The following is a 17,858-nucleotide window of genomic DNA, read 5'->3' on the forward strand; positions in this document are numbered from 1 at the left end:
TGCCCCCTTGAGGGCGTGGCTTACCGCGAACGCGGCAATGTCCTACAGCCGCACACATCGAATGTGCATCTTCGGCCTATTCGTCCGACGCCGACGCGGGTTTTGTAGATGCTACAAACCGGCGCGCCGGCCACAGCACCGACGCGATCGCCACCATCATCAGCGCCACGGCGGCCCCATCTTGCCAGTGCACCGGTTCGCGCAGCCAGACCGCGCCGCTGAAGACGCCCAGCACCGGGATCATCATCACGCTCAGCGTCGAGGCCACCGGCGGCAGGCCCTTGGCCAGGAAGGTCCAGGCGGCGTGCGCGAAGCCGAAGATCAGGATCGCGTTGAACAGGATGGCCGCGGTGCTCGTGCGATCCGGCAGCCGCCACTGGCGCGCCTCGAACATCAGCGCAAGGACCGCCATCACGACGGCCGTGAGCACCGTCATCCAGAACGAGATCGCCAGCGCAGGCGCGGCCAGGCGCGTGCGGCGCAACTGCTGCGTGCCGAGCGCCCAGCAGGCGGCCGCCACCAGGGCGAGCACCACGCCGTCCGGGCGCCCGGCCAGGTGCGTGAGTTCGTGCCAGAGGAGCAGGATCACGCCGAGGGCTGCGGCGCTGACGCCGGTCCAGGCGCGGCGCCCCAGTGGGGAGGCGAAGAACAGCGCGCCGATCACCGCCGAGAAGATCGGCATGGTGTAGCCCAGGATCGCCGCGCGCCCGCTGGAGAGCGTCTGCACCGCGAGGATGATGCAGACGTGCCAGACGAACATGTTGGTGGCGGCCAGCCAGAGCAGCTCCCGCCAGTCCTTGCGCGGGATGCGGAAGGGCACCTTGAGCACCAGCAGGCCGAGGGCCAGCACCGGAAGGCCCAGCCACATCGACAGCGCGCGGAAGGTGAGCGGCGGGTAGTGGGTCACGCCCAGCTTCATGACCGGCCAGTTGACGCCCCACACGAGGGTCAGGAGCACGAGGATGGTCAGCTGCTGGCGCGACAGGGCATGCATGGGCGGATTGTGGCGCCTCCTAAAATGGGGGATGACCTTCCTCCAGATGCTGCAGGGCGCGCAGGAGCGCAACGCTTCCATGCTGTGCGTGGGGCTCGATCCCGAGCCCACCCGCTTCCCCGCCGGCCTGAAGAACGATGCGCAGCGCATCTTCGACTTCTGCGCGAAGGTCGTCGACGCGACCGGCGACCTGGCGATCGCCTTCAAGCCGCAGATCGCCTATTTCGCCGCGCACCGCGCCGAGGGGCAGCTGGAGCAGCTGATGCGGCACCTGCGCGCCAGCTTCCCGCACGTGCCGGTGATCCTCGACGCCAAGCGGGGCGACATCGGTTCGACCGCGGAGCAGTACGCGCGCGAGGCCTTCGAGCGCTACGGCGCCGATGCGGTGACCCTGTCGCCGTTCATGGGCTTCGATTCCGTGCAGCCCTACCTGAGGTACGAGGGCAAGGGCGCGTTCCTCCTGTGCCGCACGTCCAATCCCGGCGGCGACGACCTCCAGAACCAGCGCCTCGCCACGGTCGAGGGCCAGCCGCTGCTGTACGAGCACGTGGCGAAGCTCGCACAGGGCCCCTGGAACCTGAACGGACAGCTGGGGCTGGTGGTGGGGGCCACCTACCCGGCGGAGATCGAGCGGGTGCGCGCAATCGCGCCCAACCTGCCGCTGCTGATCCCGGGCGTCGGGGCGCAGGGCGGGGACGCGGTGGCGACGGTGCGCGCGGGCTGGCGCGCCGGCGCGCCCATCATCGTGAACTCCTCGCGGGCGATCCTCTATGCATCGCCGGGCGAGGACTTCGCGGCAGCCGCGCGGCGCGAGGCGATGCGCACGCGCGAGCTGCTGGAAGCGGCCAAGGCCGCTTAACGCACGCGGGTGTGCGAGCGGCCGCGCACCATGCTGACGATGAACAGCAGCACGATCGCGCCGATCACCGAGGCGATCCAGCCGGCCGGCTCGCCCGCGGTGTAGAGGCCCATCGCCTGGCCCGCGAAGCCGGCCAGGAAGGCGCCGGCGATACCCACCAGCGTCGTCAGGATGATGCCCATGCGGTCGTTGCCCGGCTTCAGCGCGCGGGCGATCAGGCCCACGATGAAGCCTACGATGATCATGGTGATGATTTCCATGCAGTTTCTCCCTTTGGTTTGTGGTTGACCTGGGAGGGATCGTAGGGAAACCGCCGGGGGCGGCCTTGTAGGCTGCGATGGCGTCCGCGCGCAGGCGGGCGCCCATCGCTTCACAGGAGGCGTTTCAGGTAGTGACCGGTGTGGCTTTGCGGATGGGCTGCCACGTCCTCCGGCGTGCCGGCCAGGACCACGCTGCCGCCGCCGTCGCCGCCCTCGGGCCCCATGTCGATCACCCAGTCGGCCGTCTTGATGACGTCCAGGTTGTGCTCGATGACCACGATGGTGTTGCCGGCGTCGCGCAGCTGGTGCAGCACCTTCAGCAGCAGGTCGATGTCGGCGAAGTGCAGGCCGGTGGTCGGCTCGTCCAGGATGTACAGCGTGCGGCCGGTGTCGCGCTTGGACAGCTCCAGCGCCAGCTTGACCCGCTGCGCCTCGCCGCCGGACAGCGTGGTGGCGGCCTGCCCCAGCTTGACGTACGAGAGCCCGACGTCCAGCAGCGTCTGCAGCTTGCGCGCGATGGCCGGCACCGGCTTCAGGAACTCGTGCGCGTCCTCGACCGTCATGTCGAGGATCTGCGCGATGTTGCGGCCCTTCCACTGCACTTCCAGCGTCTCGCGGTTGTAGCGCTGGCCGCGGCAGACGTCGCAGGGCACGTAGACGTCGGGGAGGAAGTGCATCTCCACCTTGACCACGCCGTCGCCCTGGCAGGCCTCGCAGCGGCCGCCGGCCACGTTGAACGAGAAGCGGCCAGGGCCGTAGCCGCGTTCCTTCGCCGTCGCGGTCTCGGCCATCAGCTCGCGGATCGGCGTGAACAGGCCGGTGTAAGTGGCCGGGTTGCTGCGCGGCGTGCGGCCGATCGGCGACTGGTCGACGTTGATCACCTTGTCGAAGTGCTCGATGCCCTCGATCGCCTCGTGCGCCGCCGGCTCTTCGTGCGCGCGGTACAGCTCGCGCGCGACCGCCGCGTACAGCGTGTCGTTGACGAGGGTCGACTTGCCCGAGCCGGAGACACCCGTCACGCAAGTGAGCAGGCCCACGGGAATCTCGACGGTCACGTTCTTCAGGTTGTTGCCGCGTGCGCCGACGATGCGGATCACCTGCGGGTCCGGCTGTTCGCCCAGCCGGTTGCGCCGGGCCGGTACCGGGATCTTCAGGTTGCCGGACATGTAGCGGCCGGTCAGCGACGCCGGATTCGCCAGCACTTCATCGGGCGTGCCCTGCGCCACCACCTGCCCACCATGGATGCCGGCGCCGGGTCCCATGTCCACGACATGGTCGGCGGCGCGGATCATGTCCTCGTCGTGCTCCACCACCAGCACGCTGTTGCCCAGGTCGCGCAGGTGCTGCAGCGTGCCGATCAGGCGGTCGTTGTCGCGCTGGTGCAGGCCGATGCTCGGCTCGTCCAGCACGTACATCACGCCGGTCAGGCCGGAGCCGATCTGCGAAGCCAGGCGGATGCGCTGCGCCTCGCCGCCGGACAGCGTCTCGGCGCTGCGGTCCAGGCTGAGGTAGTTCAGGCCGACGTCGTTCAGGAAGCGCAGCCGGTTGCCGATCTCGCGCACCACCTTGTCCGCGATCTCCGCCTTGGCGCCTCGCAGCTGCAGGGCCTCGAACCAGGCCTGGCTGTCGCGCAGCGTCATGTGGCCGATCTCGAAGATGGCGCGCGACTGCTCGCCTTCGCCCAGGCGCACGTGGCGGGCCTCGGTGCGCAGGCGCGTGCCGTTGCAGGTGGGGCAGGGCTGCAGGCTGCGGTAGCGGGCCAGTTCCTCGCGCACCGCGGGCGAATCGGTCTCGCGGTAGCGGCGCTCCATGTTCGGCAGGATGCCTTCGAAGGGATGCTTCTTGGTCACCTTGCGGCCGGCGGAAGCGCCCGACTCCATGGTGTACGAGAAGCGGATCTCCTCCTGGCCCGAACCGTGCAGCAGCACCTTGCGGATGGCCGGCGGCAGCTCCTGCACCGGCGCGTCGACGCTGAACTTGTAGTGCCGCGCCAGGCTGTCGATCATGGCGAAGTAGTACGGGTTGCGGCGGTCCCAGCCCTTGATCGCGCCGCCGGCGAGCGACAGCTCCGGGAAGGCCACGACCCGCGCGGGATCGAAGAACTCCATGGTGCCGATGCCGTCGCAGCCGGGGCAGGCGCCCACCGGGGAGTTGAAGGAGAACAGGCGCGGCTCGAGTTCGCTGATCGAGTAGTGGCACACCGGGCAGGCGAACTTGGCGTTGAACATGTGTTCGCGGCCGCTTTCCATCTCCACCGCGACGGCCCGGCCCTCGGCGAGGCGCAGCGCGGCCTCGAAGCTCTCGGCCAGCCGCTGCTGCATGTCGGCTTTCACCTTGAGCCGGTCGACCACCACGTCGATGTCGTGCTTCTCCGCCTTCTTCAGCTTGGGCAGCGCGTCGAATTCGAACACCTCGCCGCCGACGCGGAAGCGCACGTAGCCCTGGCCCTGCATTTCCGCGAACAGTTCGGTGAACTCGCCCTTGCGCTCGCGCGCCACCGGCGCCAGCACCATCAGCCGCGTGTCCTCGGGCAGCGCCAGCACGGCGTCGACCATCTGCGAGACCGTCTGCGCCTGCAGCGGGATGTCGTGGATCGGGCAGTACGGCGTGCCGGCGCGCGCGAACAGCAGCCGCAGGTAGTCGTGGATCTCGGTGACCGTGCCGACGGTGGAGCGCGGGTTGTGGCTGGTGGCCTTCTGCTCGATCGAGATGGCCGGCGACAGGCCTTCGATCACGTCGACGTCCGGCTTGTCCATCAGCTGCAGGAACTGGCGGGCGTACGCGGACAGGCTCTCGACGTAGCGCCGCTGTCCCTCCGCGTAGAGCGTGTCGAACGCGAGCGAGGACTTGCCGGAGCCGGACAGGCCGGTGATCACCACCAGCCGGTACCGCGGCAGGTCCAGGTCGATGTTCTTGAGGTTGTGCGTGCGTGCGCCGCGGATGGTGATCCGCTGGCCCAGGGCCTCGTGCAGGTACTTGCCTTCGTTGCTCGTGTTCAAGGTCGGGGTCGCGCGCGGGAAACCCGACATGATAGGCCGACACGGCCATCGGGGCGAGCACCCCGCCGGCAAAGCCTCGGCCGGGCCCCTATTCGAAGCGGTTGCCGAGCCGCCCGATGCCCGGGATCTCCACTTCGACCGTGCTCCCCGGCTTCATCGAGCCGACGCCGACCGACGTGCCGCACAGGATGACGTCGCCCGGCAGCAGGGTCATGTCCCGCGAGATCAGGCTCACCAGCTGCGCGACGGAAAAGCGCATGTCCGAGATCGGATAGTCCTGCCGCACCTGGCCGTCGAGCAGGGTGCGCACCTGCAGCGTCGCCGGGTCCAGGCCGCTCGCCACGCACGGCCCGAAAGGGCAGAACGTGTCGAAGCTCTTGGCGCGCACCCACTGCGGGAAGGAGGGGTCGCGGTGCAGGATGTCGGCCACGGTGACGTCGTTGGCGCAGGTGTAGCCGAACACGTGGGCCATCGCGGCATCCTCCCGGACGTCCTTCGCCGTGCGGCCGATCACGATGCCCAGCTCGCCTTCGAACACCACCTTCACGCCGCCGCCGGGATGACGGATGGTGCCGCCCGGTGCCAGGTAGGAATTCGGTGTCTTCACCAGGTACAGCGGTTCCGCCGGCGCGTCGAGCTTCAGCTTGTCGCCCAGTGCCTGGAAGTTGTTCCAGAGGGCGATGACCTTGGAGGGCTGGACCGGCGTCAGCAAGCGCACGTCCGCCAGGCTGGCGGTGCGGTCGCCCCGCTCCGGATAGTCGAACAGGTTGCCGTGCCAGAAGCGCACGCGGCTGCCTTCGAGCGTGCCGAAGCGTTCGGTGCCGTCGTGCACGAAGCGCATCCAGTGCTGTTGCAAGCGGTTCTCCTGGCGCCGGGTGGGCAGTGCACGCAATCTATGCGGGCCGGTCGCCGGGCGGAAGTCAAAGTTATTGATGGTTTGCCCAAGCGATGCTGATGCGCGGTGTCAGGCGAGCAGCCCCGCGAGCTCCAGCCCGGCGCGGCCGTCCGGGTGGCGGCAGTCGATCTCCTCGAACTCCACGACCTGGTCGATCTCGGTGCCCATCGCCACGTTGGTCACCTTCTCCAGGATCACCTCCACCACCACCGGCACGCGGCAGCGCCGGGCGAGCGCCTGCGCTTCCGCCAGCGCGGGCCGGATCTTCTCCGGGTCGGTCACCCGCAAGGCCTGGCAGCCGAGTCCGCGCACGACGGTCTGGTGGTCCACGCCGTAGCCGCGCACGTCCGCCTCGTCGGCGGGCATGTTCTGGTTCTCGAACGCCAGCTGCACGCAGTAGTCCATCGCGAAGTTGCGCTGCGCCTGGCGGATCAGCCCGAGGTAGCTGTTGTTCACCAGGACGTGCACGTAAGGCAGCCGGAACTGCGCGCCGACGGCGAGTTCCTCGATGAGGAACTGGAAGTCGTAGTCCCCGGAGAGGCCGACCACGGTGCGCGTCGGGTCCGCGGCCACCACGCCCAGCGCCGCGGGGATCGTCCAACCGAGCGGGCCGGCCTGGCCGCAGTTGATCCAGCGGCGCGGCCCGTACACGTGGAGGAACTGCGCCGCGCCGATCTGCGACAGGCCGATGCTCGCCACGTACGTCGTGTCGCGCGGGAAGACGGCGTTCATCTCCTCGTACACGCGCATAGGCTTGACCGGCACCTGCTCGAAGTGCGACTTGCGCAGCATCAGCCGCTTGCGTTCGGCGCAGCGACGCGCCCAGTCGCCGAAGTCCGGCCAGCGGCCGGCTGCGCGGCGCTCGCGCGCCACCTGCACGAACAGGGCCAGGGCCGCATGCGCATCGCTCACGATGCCGAAGTCGGGCATGAAGACGCGCCCGATCTGCGTCGGCTCGATGTCCACGTGCACGAACCTGCGGTCCTTGCAGTAGACCTCCAGCGAACCGGTGTGCCGGTTCGCCCAGCGGTTGCCGATGCCCAGCACGAAATCGCTGGCGAGCATCGTGGCGTTGCCGTAGCGGTGGCTGGTCTGCAGGCCGCACATGCCGGCCATGAGGGCGTGGTCGTCGGGGATGCTGCCCCACCCCATGAGCGTCGGGATGACGGGCACGCCCGTCAGCTCGGCAAACTCCACCAGCAGGTCGCCGGCATCGGCATTGATGACGCCGCCGCCGGCCACGATCAGCGGCCGTTCGGCAGCGGCCAGCATGTCCAGCGCCTTCTCCACCTGCTTGCGGCTCGCCGCGGGCTTGTAGACGGGCAGCGGCTCGTAGGCGTCGATGTCGAATTCGATCTCCGCCATCTGCACGTCGAACGGCAGGTCGACCAGCACCGGGCCGGGCCGTCCCGAGCGCATCAGGTGGAAGGCCTGCTGGAACACCTGCGGCACCTGCGCCGGTTCGCGCACGGTCACCGCCCACTTCGTCACCGGCCGGGCGATCGACTCGATGTCCACCGCCTGGAAGTCCTCCTTGTACAGGCGGGCACGCGGCGCCTGCCCGGTGATGCACAGGATCGGCGTGCTGTCGGCGCCGGCGGAGTAGAGGCCCGTGATCATGTCGGTGCCGGCCGGGCCGGAGGTCCCGATGCACACGCCGATGTTGCCGGCGCGGGCGCGGGTGTAGCCCTCGGCCATGTGCGAGGCCGCCTCGACGTGGCGCGCCAGGATGTGCGCGATGGTCTGGCGCTCGCGCAGCGCCGAATACAGCGGGTTGATCGCCGCGCCGGGGACGCCGAAGGCCTGCGACACGCCCTCCTTCTCCAGCACCAGCACGGCCGCCATGCATGCCTTCATCCTTGCCATCCGATCGCTCCTTCAGTGGGGAAGGCGGCCATGATTGAGCCGGGCGCCGCTTCGTGGAAGACTGCGCCTGCGCATTTGCCTTATTCCGCGCCGGAATGGCGCGCACCGGGCCGTCGTGGCCTGATGGAGTTCCATGGACCGCCTGCAAGCCATCCGGCTCTTCGTTCGCGTCGTCGACCTCGGGTCGTTCAGCAAGGCCGCGGCCGACCTCGGCATCGGCCAGCCGTCGGCCACCAAGCAGGTCGCGCAGATGGAGAAGGAGCTCGGCGCCCGGCTGCTGCACCGGTCCACCCATGGCGTGAGCCCCACCGAGATCGGCGGGCTGTACTACGAGAAGTGCAAGCTGATCGTGCACCACGCCGACGAGGCGGACAACCTGGCGGCGCTGCTGCAGTCGCGCGTGCAGGGCGGGCTGCGCATCAACACCTCGGTGGCCTTCGGCCGCCGCGTGCTCGCGCCGCTGGTGATGCAGTTCATGGAGCTGCATCCGCAACTGCAGGTGGACCTGACGGTGGACGACCGCTACGTCAACCTGGTGGAGCAGGGCATCGACGTCGCGATCCGCATGGGGCGGCTCGCCGATTCCACCCTGGGCGCCCGCTACCTGGGCACCAACCCCTGGGTGCTAGTCGCCGCGCCGGAGTACCTGGCCCGGCGCGGCCGGCCGGCGGAGCCGGCCGCACTGGCAAGCCACGACGCGCTGGTCTACACCACGGTGCAGGGCGATGCGCGCTGGCATTTCACCGGCCCGCAGGGCCGCGTGGAGGTCGTGCCGGTGAAGGGCTTCCTGCGCTCCAACAACCTGTCGACGCTGCTGGCCGCCGTCCGCAAGGGCATGGGCGTCGCCGTGCTGCCCCGGTACGTGGCGCACAAGTCCGTCGCGACGGGGGCGTTGCAGCCGCTGCTGCCGGACTGGTCGCTGCCCGCCCAGGAGATCCACGCCGTCTTCCCCTCGCCGAGCCTGGTGCCGGCCAAGGTCAGCCGTTTCGTGGACTGGCTGCAGGGACGCTTCGGCCCCTCGTGGTGGGCCACGCTGGACTGAGCGCTGCAGAGCCTCGCGGGACGGCCCGCCGCAGCCCCGCCCCGGATGCCGGAGAATGCGGGGTTTGCCGGCACCGCCCGGCCTGCCGTTTGCTTCCGCCGCCTCCGTGACCCCTTCCCCCTCCGTTCCGTCCAGCCGCATGACGCCGGCCGAGCGCCGCTCCAGCGCCTCGCTGGCGACGATCTTCGCCGCGCGCATGCTCGGCCTGTTCCTGGTGCTGCCGGTGTTCGCGCTCGAGGCCGCCCGCTACCCCGGCGGCGGCGATCCCGCGCTGGTGGGCCTCGCCATGGGCATCTACGGCCTGACGCAGGGCCTGCTGCAGATCCCCTTCGGCATGGCGTCCGACCGGTTCGGCCGCAAGAAGGTGATCGTGATCGGCCTGGTGGTGTTCGCCGCCGGCAGCTTCATCGCCGCGGCCGCGCCGTCGCTGGGCTGGCTGATCGCCGGCCGCTCGCTGCAGGGCGCGGGCGCCGTGTCGGCGGCGGTCACGGCGCTGCTGGCGGACCAGACGCGGGACAGCGTCCGGACCAAGGCCATGGCGCTGGTGGGCGCCAGCATCGGCCTGATGTTCGCGCTGTCGCTGGTGCTGGCGCCCGTGCTCGCGGCCGCCGTCGGCCTGGCGGGGCTGTTCGCCATGACGGGCGTGCTGGCGCTGGCGTGCATCGCCGTCATCCTGTGGTGGACGCCGCCGGCTCCGCAGCAGCACGCCGACGTGCCGCGCGGCCGCCTGGCGGACGTGCTGCGCCACGGCCCGCTGCTGCGCCTGGACGTGGGCGTGTTCGTGCTGCACGCCGTGCAGCTGGCGATGTGGGTGGCGGTGCCGGCGCTGCTGGTGCAGGCCGGCCTCGACAAGGCGTCCCACTGGATGGTGTACCTGCCCGGCGTGCTCGCTTCCTTCGTGGTCATGGGGGCGGTGGTGTTCCCGCTGGAGCGGCGCGGCTACCTTCGTGCCGTGTTCCTAGCCGCGATCGGCCTCGTGCTGCTGGTGCAGCTGGGCCTGCTGGCCACGTCCTGGCGGCCGGGCGTGGCGGCCCTGGCCTTGTGGCTGTTCCTGTTCTTCTGCGGCTTCAACATCCTGGAGGCCACCCAGCCGAGCCTGGCCTCGCGCGTGGCGCCGCCCGGCGCCCGGGGCGCGGCCCTCGGTGTGTACAACACCCTCCAATCGCTGGGATTTTTTGCCGGCGGCGCGGTCGGCGGCTGGCTGGCGCGGGACGTTGGCCATGCGGGCCTGTTCGGCGCCTGCGCGGTCCTGATGCTGGTGTGGCTGGTGGTCGCCTGGCCCATGCGCGCGCCGCAGGCCCGCCAGTCGGCCGAGGAAGTGCTGGCCGACGAGGCCCAGGCGACATAATCTGCCCAAACCGGAAGAGGACCCCCCATGGCATCCGTCAACAAAGTCATCATCGTCGGCAACCTCGGGCGCGACCCGGAGATGCGCACCTTCCCCAGCGGCGACCGCGTCGCCAACGTCACCATCGCCACCACCGACCGCTGGAAGGACAAGACGAGCGGCGAGATGAAGGAAGCCACCGAGTGGCACCGCGTCGTGTTCAACGGCCGGCTGGCCGAGATCGCCGGCGAATACCTGCGCAAGGGCTCGCAGGTCTACGTCGAAGGCAGCCTGCGCACGCGCAAGTGGACCGACAAGGACGGCATCGAGAAGTACACGACCGAGATCCGCGCCGACCAGATGCAGATGCTGGGCAGCCGCCAGGGCATGGGTGCCCCCGCGGGCGGCGGCGACGACGATGGCGGCTACGGCGACAGCGCGCCCCGCCGCTCCGCCCCGCCGAGCCGGGCCCCGGCGCCCGCTGCCGGCGCGCGCGCGCCCGCGTCGAAGCCCGCTTCCGGCTTCGACGACATGGACGACGACATCCCCTTCTGAGCTTCCTGGGCCCGGGCCCCGCCGGGCCGCCGATGCCGGGTTTCTTCCGCAACACGCTGCGCCGCGCGCGCGAGGAAAGGCTGCCCCAGGCCGCGGGCAGCCTGACCTTCACCACCCTGCTGTCGGTGGTGCCGCTGCTGGCGGTGAGCTTCGCCTTCTTCACGCGCTTCGAGCCGTTCCGCGCCGCCGGCTTGGCGATCCGGCAGCACCTGCTGCAGGGCGTGCTGCCGCCGGACATCGCGCGCACCGTACTGCGCCACCTGTCCCAGTTCACCGCCAACACGGGCGGGCTGACATGGGTCGGCGCGCTGTTCGTGGTTGCCTCCGCTTTCGTCATGCTGCTGAGCGTGGAGAACGTGCTCAACCGCATCTGGCAGGTGAAGAAGCAACGCCCGCTGCACAAGCGGCTCGGCCTCTACGTGGTCATGCTGGCGCTCGGGCCGCCGCTGGTGGGCGCCAGCCTCTGGGCGACTTCCTATGTGCTGGCGGCGTCGGCCGGCCTGGTCGGCGATCCCTCGTCGCACGCGCGGCTGCTGCTCCATGCCGTGCCCGTGCTGCTGGGCACCATCGGCCTGGCCAGCCTGTTCCGCTTCGTGCCGAACACCAGCGTGCGCTGGCGGGATGCGCTGGTGGGCGGCATGCTCGGCAGCCTGGCGTTCGAACTCGGCAAGCGCGGCTTCGCGCTGTACCTCGCGCAGGTGCCGACCTACCGCACGGTCTACGGCGCCTTCGCGCCGGCCCTGCTGTTCCTGGTGTGGGTGTACTTCTCCTGGCTCGTCACGCTGGCCGCCGCGCTGGTGACGGCCAACCTCGGCCGCAGCGGCCGCCAGCCGGCGCGCGGGCGGGTGGCGCGCGCCTGAAGACCCCGCGCGTTACGGTTTGTCGTACCCGCCGCAGGCCCGCTGCGCCATGCTGGCGGCTTCGCCCGCCGCAAGGAAACCCCCATGAAGAAGACCATGCGCTTTTCCACCTTCATCCAGGCCCCGCGCGACCGCGTCTGGCAGCTGATGCTGGCGCCGGACACCTACCGCCGGTGGACCGCCGCGTTCATGGAAGGCTCCACCTACGAAGGCAGCTGGGAGCAGGGGCAGCGCATCCGCTTCGTCGGCCCGGGAGGCGACGGGATGGTGGCGGAGGTCGCCGAGAACCGGCGCGGCGAGTTCATCTCGCTCAGGCATCTGGGTGAAGTCCGCAAGGACGGGAGCGAGGACCTGGACAGCGACGCCGTGAAGGCCTGGGCGCCCGCCTACGAGAACTACCGTTTCGTGGAACGGGACGGCGGCACCGAGGTGCAGGTGGAGATGGACGTGCTGCCGGCCTACGAACAGTTCATGCAGGAGGCCTGGCCCAAGGCGCTGGCCGCGCTGAAGGACGTCTGCGAGCAGCGCGTGTCGGCCTGAGCACACCCCGCGCGCGGGCCCTGCGACCTATCATCGGGCTCCACCACCGGAGACCCCGATGCGCATCCTCCTCGCGGCCGCTGCCTGCCTGTGGCTCGCGTCCTGCGGTACCCCGCCGCCCGTCTCCATCGCCAGCGGCGCGGTGCCTTCGCAGGTGCCGCCACCGGTCGAGGCGCAGCTGCGCCAGATCGGGCGCGTCGTGGCGCCGCCGCCGACCGCCGCGCTCTACGCCCCCTTGCAGCAGCGCGAGCCCTACGCCGGCGTGCGGGTGCTGCGCGACCAGCGCTTCGGCGCCGACGCGCGCCACCTGCTGGACGTGTTCACGCCCGAGGCGGCCACGGGTGCGCGCCGGCCGGTGCTGGTGTTCGTCCACGGCGGCGCCTTCACCGGCGGCGCGCGGCGCGCCGGCGACAGCCCTTTCTACGACAACGTGATGCTGTGGGCGGTGAAGAACGGCATGGTCGGCGTCAACACGACCTACCGGCTCGCCCCGCAGCATCCCTGGCCGGCGGCGCAGGAGGACCTGCGCGACGCCGTCGCCTGGATCCGCCAGAACATCGCGGCGCACGGCGGCGACCCGGGCCGCATCTACCTGATGGGCCACTCGGCCGGTGCCGCGCACGTGGCGCAGTACATCGGGCACGCGCAGTTCCACGCCGCGCCGGGCGGCGGCGTGGCGGGTGCGATCATGCTCTCGGGCATCTTCGATCCGGCGACCGCGCAGGTGAACCCGCCGCTGCAGGCGTACTTCGGGACGGATGCGGGGCGCTACCCGGCCATGTCGGCGCTGCCCGGCATGGTGCGCTCGCGCGTTCCGATGCTGCTCGCCTTCGCCGAACTCGACCCGAGCGACTTCCACGAGCAGACGGAGCAGGCGCGCGGCCTGCTCTGCGAGGCGCGCCGCTGCCCGCCGCTGCTGCAGCTGCAGGGACACAGCCACATGTCCGAGGTCTACGCGATCAACACGCCGGACACCGCGCTCACCGACGCGATCCGCGCCTTCGTGCAGCGCTGAGGCCGGGCCGCGTCAGCCGGCGGCGCGTGCCACCGGCAGCCAGAGGCGGAACTCGCCGCCGCCCTCCCAGGCCGTCCAGTCGCAGCGCGCGCGCAAGGCCTCGGCGCGCTGCCGGATGTTCGCCAGCCCCTTGCCCGTGCCGGGCGCGGCCGCGCCGTCCGGTGCGAAGGGCGCACCGTTGTCGCGGATGCGGACCAGCACCTCCGCGCCCGCGTCGTCCGTGGCGACGTCGATCACGCTGGCCCGGCTGTGCTTGAGGATGTTGGCCAGCACCTCCTGCAGGATGCGCAGCACGTGCAGTGCGGTCTGCGGGTCCAGCCAGGCCAGGGCCGGCAGGTCGCGCACGCTCCAGCGCAGCTCGATGCCCGCCGCGTGCAGGCGCGGTCCGAGGCGGAAGCGGATGGCGGCCAGCAGTCCCAGCAGGTCGGTGTCGGCGGTCTCGAGCGAGTCGATCGCCAGCTTGAGGTCGTCGATGCACTGCTGCAGCACCTGCGCGGTGGCGCCCGGACTGGCTTCGCCGCGCTCCACCATGCGCAGGGCCGACACCAGCGAGGAGCCGATCCCGTCGTGCATGTCCTGCATCAGGCGCTGCCGTTCCGCGGTCAGCGTCTGCTGCCGCTCCAGCTCGCGCAACTGTTCGTGGGTGGCCGTCAGCGCCGCCTCGCGCTGGGCCAGGCGCGACTCGAGCGAGGCATTGGCCGCTTCCATCCCCCGCAACGCGCCGATGTAGCGCCGCCACATCATCACGACGAAGATGAGGAACAGGCCGGTGGAGGTGTAGGGCGCGAGGTACACGCGCTCGATGTCCAGCCGGTAGTTCTGCAGCAGCAGGTCGTGGATGCCGGCGGGCAGGTTGAGCGAGAACCAGCCGAACAGCAGCAGGCCTTCGCGCGACCGCGCGCGGTAGGACGCCCACAGGCCGGAGGCCGCGATGGCCGTGGTGAGCACCGCGATCACGATGTACACCGACGGCAGGATCGCGTGCAGGTGCGGCAGCAGCAGCGGCACGGGCAGTGTCAGCAGCGAGCACAGCCCCACGAGACCGGCGGTGGCCCGGGCCGCGCGGGTCATGCGCCGTCCGTGCGCATGGAAGGCGAAGGCGAACACGCAGACCATCACCCAGCCCACGGAGTTCACCGTCATCCAGCCGAACCAGTCGTCGGGCAGCAGCGGCGGGTGGTCGCCCACCACGTAATGCAGCATGCGCCCCAGGTGCGCCGCCGAGGCGGCGAAGAACAGCGCATAGAGGGTCTCGCGGCGGCGCACGCACCACACGGCCAGGGAGAACAGGCCCAGCACCAGGAAGGCGGCGCTGGACTGCGCGATCAGGTCCGCCTGCAGGAAGGTGCGCAGGCGGTGCCGCCAGAGCAGGTCGCGCTCGCTGCCGAAGCGCACGGTGGACAGGGCGCCGCCCACGCCCTGCTGGCTCGCCATGCGCACGTGCACCGTCCGCGGCGGGGTGCGCGACGCGTCCGCCAGCGGCAGCAGCAGCGGCCGGTTGAAGCTGTTCCACACGCGGCTGCCGCGCGTGCGGTGCACCAGCCGGCCATCGACGTAGACCGCGACCACGCCGATCGTCTGCCAGCGCGGGAGGTACAGGAACGGGTCGTGCGCGGCGACCTGCGGCGGCACCTCGAGCCGGTACCAGACCACGTCCGGCGCGGCGGTCAGCGAATCGTTGCCCTCGGCGATGCTGCGGGCGCGCACGTGGGGCAGGGCGACGCGGGCCCAGGCCGAGCCGGCGGCCACCTCCTCGGGAACGGCCGGCGGCGGCTCCCATTCCGTGGACGACGCGCGCAGGTGGTCGGCCTGCAAGGCATGCAAGGACGGCTCCTGCGCGCCCGCGCACGCCGCGAGCAGCGGCAGCAGCACCGCCGCCAGCCTAGTTCGCCAGCAGGCCGTGGCGATGGGCGGCATGGACGGCTTCGGCGCGCGAGTTGACCTGCAGCTTGGCGTAGATGCGGCGCACGAAGGTGAGGACCGTGCTGCGCGACACGCCCATCGCGTCGGCGGTTTCCTCCGTGGTGAACCCCTTGCTGACGAACTGGAGCACCTCGCGCTCGCGGGCTGAGAGGCCGCCCGTCTCGATGGGGGGCTTCGGCGCCGCGGACGCATCGCCCGCCGGCGCGGCCGCGCCGGGCGCGGGCAGGCTGGCCGCGGCGCGGGCCAGGATCTTGCGCGCGACGTTGGGGCTGATCGGGCTGCCGCCGGCATGCAGGTTGCGGATCTCGGCGGCGAGTTCCGCCGGGCCGCTGTCCTTCAGCAGGTAACCCATCGCGCCCGCCTCGATCGACCGCAGCACGTGCGCCTCGTCGCCGAACATGGTGCTCACCATCACGCTGCAGCCGGACCACAGCGCGCGGGCCGACCGGATGACGTCCAGGCCGCTGCCATCGGGCAGGCCGAGGTCGACGAGCAGCACGTCGAGCGGGCATTGCCGCAGCAGCGCGAGCGCCTCCTGCTGGCCGGCGGCGCACAGCACGACCGCCATGTCCGCCTGGGCGTTGATCATGGCCAGCATGCTTTCGCGGGTGGCGGCATCGTCTTCCACGACGCCGACGCGCAGCGCCAGCGGACGTCGCGGCCCCGGGGACTCGATGTGCATGGGCCGCGATTATTCGGGAAAGCGGGCCGGACCGCATGTCCCCAGTCCTGGGGACAGGGGCTCCGGCGAAACAACTTGTCGCCGTTGCGCGGCGCCGGCGCGCGGCGTTGCGGGCAGAATCGCGGCCGCCATGACACCCTGCCGCCTGCGCGCCGATCCCCACGCCCTTCGCCACAGGCCGCAAGCCCTGGTGGTCGCACGACCTGCCACGCCCCCCGGCTGGACGCGCAAGACCTGCGCGATGGTCCTGCACCTCGCCTGTCTCGGCCTCTTCGGGCTGTCGGTGGTCTGGCCCGTGGTCGGGCCCCTGGCAAGCGGCCAGGTCGCCCGCGACTTCGCGCTGCTGCACCAGGCGGGTACGGCGTGGGCGAAGGAAGTGGGCCTCAGCCCCTGAGGGCTTCGGCCCCGGCGGCGCACGCGATCACGCCGCCGCCCAGGCAGATCTCCCCGTCGTAGAGCACGGCCGATTGTCCCGGCGTCACGGCCCATTGCGGGTCGGTGAATTCCAGCCGGAGGCCCTGCGGCGTCGCCGACAGCGTGCAGGGCGCGTCGGCTTGCCGGTAGCGGGTCTTCGCCGAGTAGCGGCCCGGCGGCGGGGCATGGCCCGACGTCCAGCTCAAGTCGTCGGCTTCCAGGGCGGGTGACAGCAGCCAGGGATGGTCGTGCCCCTGCACCACCCACAGCGTGTTCTTCGCCATGTCCTTGCGCGCGACGAACCAGGGCGCGTGCTCGCCGCCGCCGCGCTGCGCACCCTTCTCCTTCACGCCGCCGATGCCGAGGCCCTGGCGCTGGCCGAGCGTGTAGAACGAGAGGCCCTCGTGCCGGCCGACCACGCGGCCTTTCGGGTCCTTGATCGGCCCCGGTTCCTTGCTGATGTAGCGGTTCAGGAACTCGCGGAACGGCCGCTCGCCGATGAAGCAGATGCCGGTGGAGTCCTTCTTCCTCGCGTTCGGCAGGCCGATCTCCTCCGCCAGCCGGCGCACCTCGGTCTTGCGCAGCTCGCCGACCGGGAACAGCGTCCTGGACAGCTGCGCCTGGTTCAGGCGGTGCAGGAAATAGCTCTGGTCCTTGCTGTCGTCCAGCCCCTTGAGCAGCTCGAAGCGGCCGGCGCGTTCGCGCACGCGCGCGTAGTGGCCGGTGGCGATCTTCTCGGCACCGACGCGCATCGCGTGGTCGAGGAAGGACTTGAACTTGATCTCGGCATTGCACAGCACGTCGGGGTTCGGCGTGCGGCCGGCCTGGTACTCGCGCAGGAACTCGGCGAAGACGCGGTCCTTGTATTCGGCCGCGAAATTGACGTGCTCGATCTCGATGCCGATCACGTCGGCAACCGCGGCCGCATCCACGAAGTCCTCGTTCGACGAGCAGTACTCGCTGCCGTCGTCGTCTTCCCAGTTCTTCATGAAGATGCCGACCACCTCGTGGCCCTGCTGCTTGAGCAGGTACGCACTGACGGCGGAGTCCACGCCTCCGCTCAGACCGACAACGACGCGCGGCTTGGCACCCATGTGTGCGATTATCCCAGCCGCACCGAAACCCCATGCTGCACCGGCCCAACCCCGCGTCCCTGCCGCGCCAGCGCATGTCGCCCGCGGCGCTGGCGGGCAGCGGCCTGCTGCACATCGGGCTGGTGTGGCTGCTGCTGCAGTACACGCCGGTGCAGGAAGCGGTGCGGTACGTCGTCTACCAGGCGACACGGCCCTCGCCAACCGCCCCTTCCGCCACCGCCACGGCGCCTCCCCCGTCGGCGGCCAGCCCGTCCAGCCGCGCGATCACGCCCCCGTCCGCGCTGGGCGAGCCGGCCGATCCGCCGGCGGTCTTTTCGATGCGGCCCGACTCCAGCGTGCCGCTGCAGACCACCGACGTCCTGCCGGAGGTGGACCCGCCGCGGCAGCCCCGCCCGCGGCGGCAGCGGCGCGAGTCGCCCGTGCCCGACGCGGCCCCGGCGCCGCGGCTGCGCACCGAGACCGAGCTGCCGCTGCCGGCGCAGCCCGCGCCCGCGCCGCCGCTGGTGCCGCCGCCGCTTCCGGCGCCGGTGCCC

Annotated in this window: 16 protein-coding genes and 1 pseudogene; 9 read left to right on the forward strand and 8 right to left on the reverse strand. The window is 71.0% G+C overall.

Translation table 11 applies throughout. The annotated features are described in order from the left end of the window. Nucleotides 1-76: 76 nt before the first annotated feature. The gene (locus IM787_RS09125) at nucleotides 77-994 is read right to left on the reverse strand and encodes a DMT family transporter (protein ID WP_193676308.1); all 918 of its coding nucleotides are present in this window, start codon (nucleotides 992-994) and stop codon (nucleotides 77-79) included. A 31-nt stretch (nucleotides 995-1,025) separates the two neighbouring features. Between IM787_RS09125 and pyrF the strand changes: the two genes are divergently transcribed. Then, nucleotides 1,026-1,853 (forward strand): orotidine-5'-phosphate decarboxylase, encoded by an 828-nt coding sequence (pyrF, locus tag IM787_RS09130; protein WP_193676309.1) that lies wholly within the window; start codon nucleotides 1,026-1,028, stop codon nucleotides 1,851-1,853. Here pyrF and IM787_RS09135 read toward each other — a convergent pair. From IM787_RS09135 to gcl, 4 genes are all read right to left on the reverse strand, one after another. Continuing rightward, a complete protein-coding gene (locus IM787_RS09135; protein WP_193676310.1) occupies nucleotides 1,850-2,113 on the reverse strand; it encodes a GlsB/YeaQ/YmgE family stress response membrane protein in 264 nt (87 codons plus the stop codon). The two genes, pyrF and IM787_RS09135, sit on opposite strands and share 4 nt — an antisense overlap. Before the next feature lie 110 nt (nucleotides 2,114-2,223). Beyond that, nucleotides 2,224-5,142, reverse strand: a complete 2,919-nt coding sequence (uvrA, locus tag IM787_RS09140) for an excinuclease ABC subunit UvrA (RefSeq protein WP_193676311.1) — start codon at nucleotides 5,140-5,142, stop codon at nucleotides 2,224-2,226. A 58-nt stretch (nucleotides 5,143-5,200) separates the two neighbouring features. Next, nucleotides 5,201-5,953 (reverse strand): fumarylacetoacetate hydrolase family protein, encoded by a 753-nt coding sequence (locus tag IM787_RS09145; protein ID WP_193676384.1) that lies wholly within the window; start codon nucleotides 5,951-5,953, stop codon nucleotides 5,201-5,203. A gap of 123 nt (nucleotides 5,954-6,076) precedes the next feature. Further along, entirely contained in the window at nucleotides 6,077-7,873 is a 1,797-nt protein-coding gene (gene gcl / locus IM787_RS09150; RefSeq protein ID WP_193676312.1) for a glyoxylate carboligase, read from the reverse strand. A 133-nt stretch (nucleotides 7,874-8,006) separates the two neighbouring features. Here gcl and IM787_RS09155 point away from each other — a divergent pair, with 133 nt between their 5' ends. The 6 genes from IM787_RS09155 to IM787_RS09180 all read left to right on the forward strand — a co-directional run bounded on the left by IM787_RS09155 (nucleotide 8,007) and on the right by IM787_RS09180 (nucleotide 13,212). Further along, nucleotides 8,007-8,915: a LysR family transcriptional regulator gene (locus IM787_RS09155; RefSeq protein WP_193676313.1), complete on the forward strand. Its 909-nt coding sequence runs from the start codon at nucleotides 8,007-8,009 to the stop codon at nucleotides 8,913-8,915. Between the two features lie 139 nt (nucleotides 8,916-9,054). Beyond that, nucleotides 9,055-10,263, forward strand: a complete 1,209-nt coding sequence (locus IM787_RS09160) for an MFS transporter (RefSeq protein WP_193676314.1) — start codon at nucleotides 9,055-9,057, stop codon at nucleotides 10,261-10,263. Between the two features lie 27 nt (nucleotides 10,264-10,290). After that, a complete protein-coding gene (gene ssb / locus IM787_RS09165) occupies nucleotides 10,291-10,797 on the forward strand; it encodes a single-stranded DNA-binding protein (RefSeq protein ID WP_193676315.1) in 507 nt (168 codons plus the stop codon). 32 nt (nucleotides 10,798-10,829) lie between these two features. Further along, nucleotides 10,830-11,657: a YihY family inner membrane protein gene (locus IM787_RS09170; protein ID WP_193676316.1), complete on the forward strand. Its 828-nt coding sequence runs from the start codon at nucleotides 10,830-10,832 to the stop codon at nucleotides 11,655-11,657. Between the two features lie 84 nt (nucleotides 11,658-11,741). After that, nucleotides 11,742-12,197 carry an SRPBCC family protein gene (locus tag IM787_RS09175; RefSeq protein WP_193676317.1) on the forward strand — a complete coding sequence of 152 codons (456 nt, stop codon included), beginning with the start codon at nucleotides 11,742-11,744 and terminating at the stop codon, nucleotides 12,195-12,197. Nucleotides 12,198-12,255: 58 nt separating this feature from the next. Beyond that, nucleotides 12,256-13,212 carry an alpha/beta hydrolase gene (locus tag IM787_RS09180; RefSeq protein WP_193676318.1) on the forward strand — a complete coding sequence of 319 codons (957 nt, stop codon included), beginning with the start codon at nucleotides 12,256-12,258 and terminating at the stop codon, nucleotides 13,210-13,212. Between the two features lie 12 nt (nucleotides 13,213-13,224). Here IM787_RS09180 and IM787_RS09185 read toward each other — a convergent pair whose 3' ends face one another. Both IM787_RS09185 and IM787_RS09190 read right to left on the reverse strand, forming a co-directional pair. After that, nucleotides 13,225-15,129, reverse strand: a complete 1,905-nt coding sequence (locus IM787_RS09185) for a sensor histidine kinase (protein WP_193676319.1) — start codon at nucleotides 15,127-15,129, stop codon at nucleotides 13,225-13,227. After that, nucleotides 15,095-15,817, reverse strand: a complete 723-nt coding sequence (locus IM787_RS09190; RefSeq protein ID WP_193676320.1) for a response regulator — start codon at nucleotides 15,815-15,817, stop codon at nucleotides 15,095-15,097. Before IM787_RS09190 ends, IM787_RS09185 begins: the two co-directional genes overlap by 35 nt. 130 nt (nucleotides 15,818-15,947) lie before the next feature. Between IM787_RS09190 and IM787_RS09195 the strand changes: the two genes are divergently transcribed. Continuing rightward, entirely contained in the window at nucleotides 15,948-16,211 is a 264-nt protein-coding gene (locus tag IM787_RS09195) for a hypothetical protein (RefSeq protein ID WP_193676321.1), read from the forward strand. Here IM787_RS09195 and mnmA read toward each other — a convergent pair. Next, nucleotides 16,201-17,325 (reverse strand): tRNA 2-thiouridine(34) synthase MnmA, encoded by a 1,125-nt coding sequence (gene mnmA / locus IM787_RS09200; protein ID WP_193676322.1) that lies wholly within the window; start codon nucleotides 17,323-17,325, stop codon nucleotides 16,201-16,203. The genes IM787_RS09195 and mnmA overlap by 11 nt on opposite strands. 32 nt (nucleotides 17,326-17,357) lie before the next feature. Between mnmA and IM787_RS09205 the strand changes: the two are divergent. Continuing rightward, a pseudogene (locus IM787_RS09205) lies at nucleotides 17,358-17,858 on the forward strand (hypothetical protein); the annotation flags it as partial.

This window comes from Ramlibacter pallidus (assembly GCF_015070875.1).
GTDB classification, from domain to species: Bacteria; Pseudomonadota; Gammaproteobacteria; order Burkholderiales; family Burkholderiaceae_C; genus Ramlibacter; species Ramlibacter pallidus.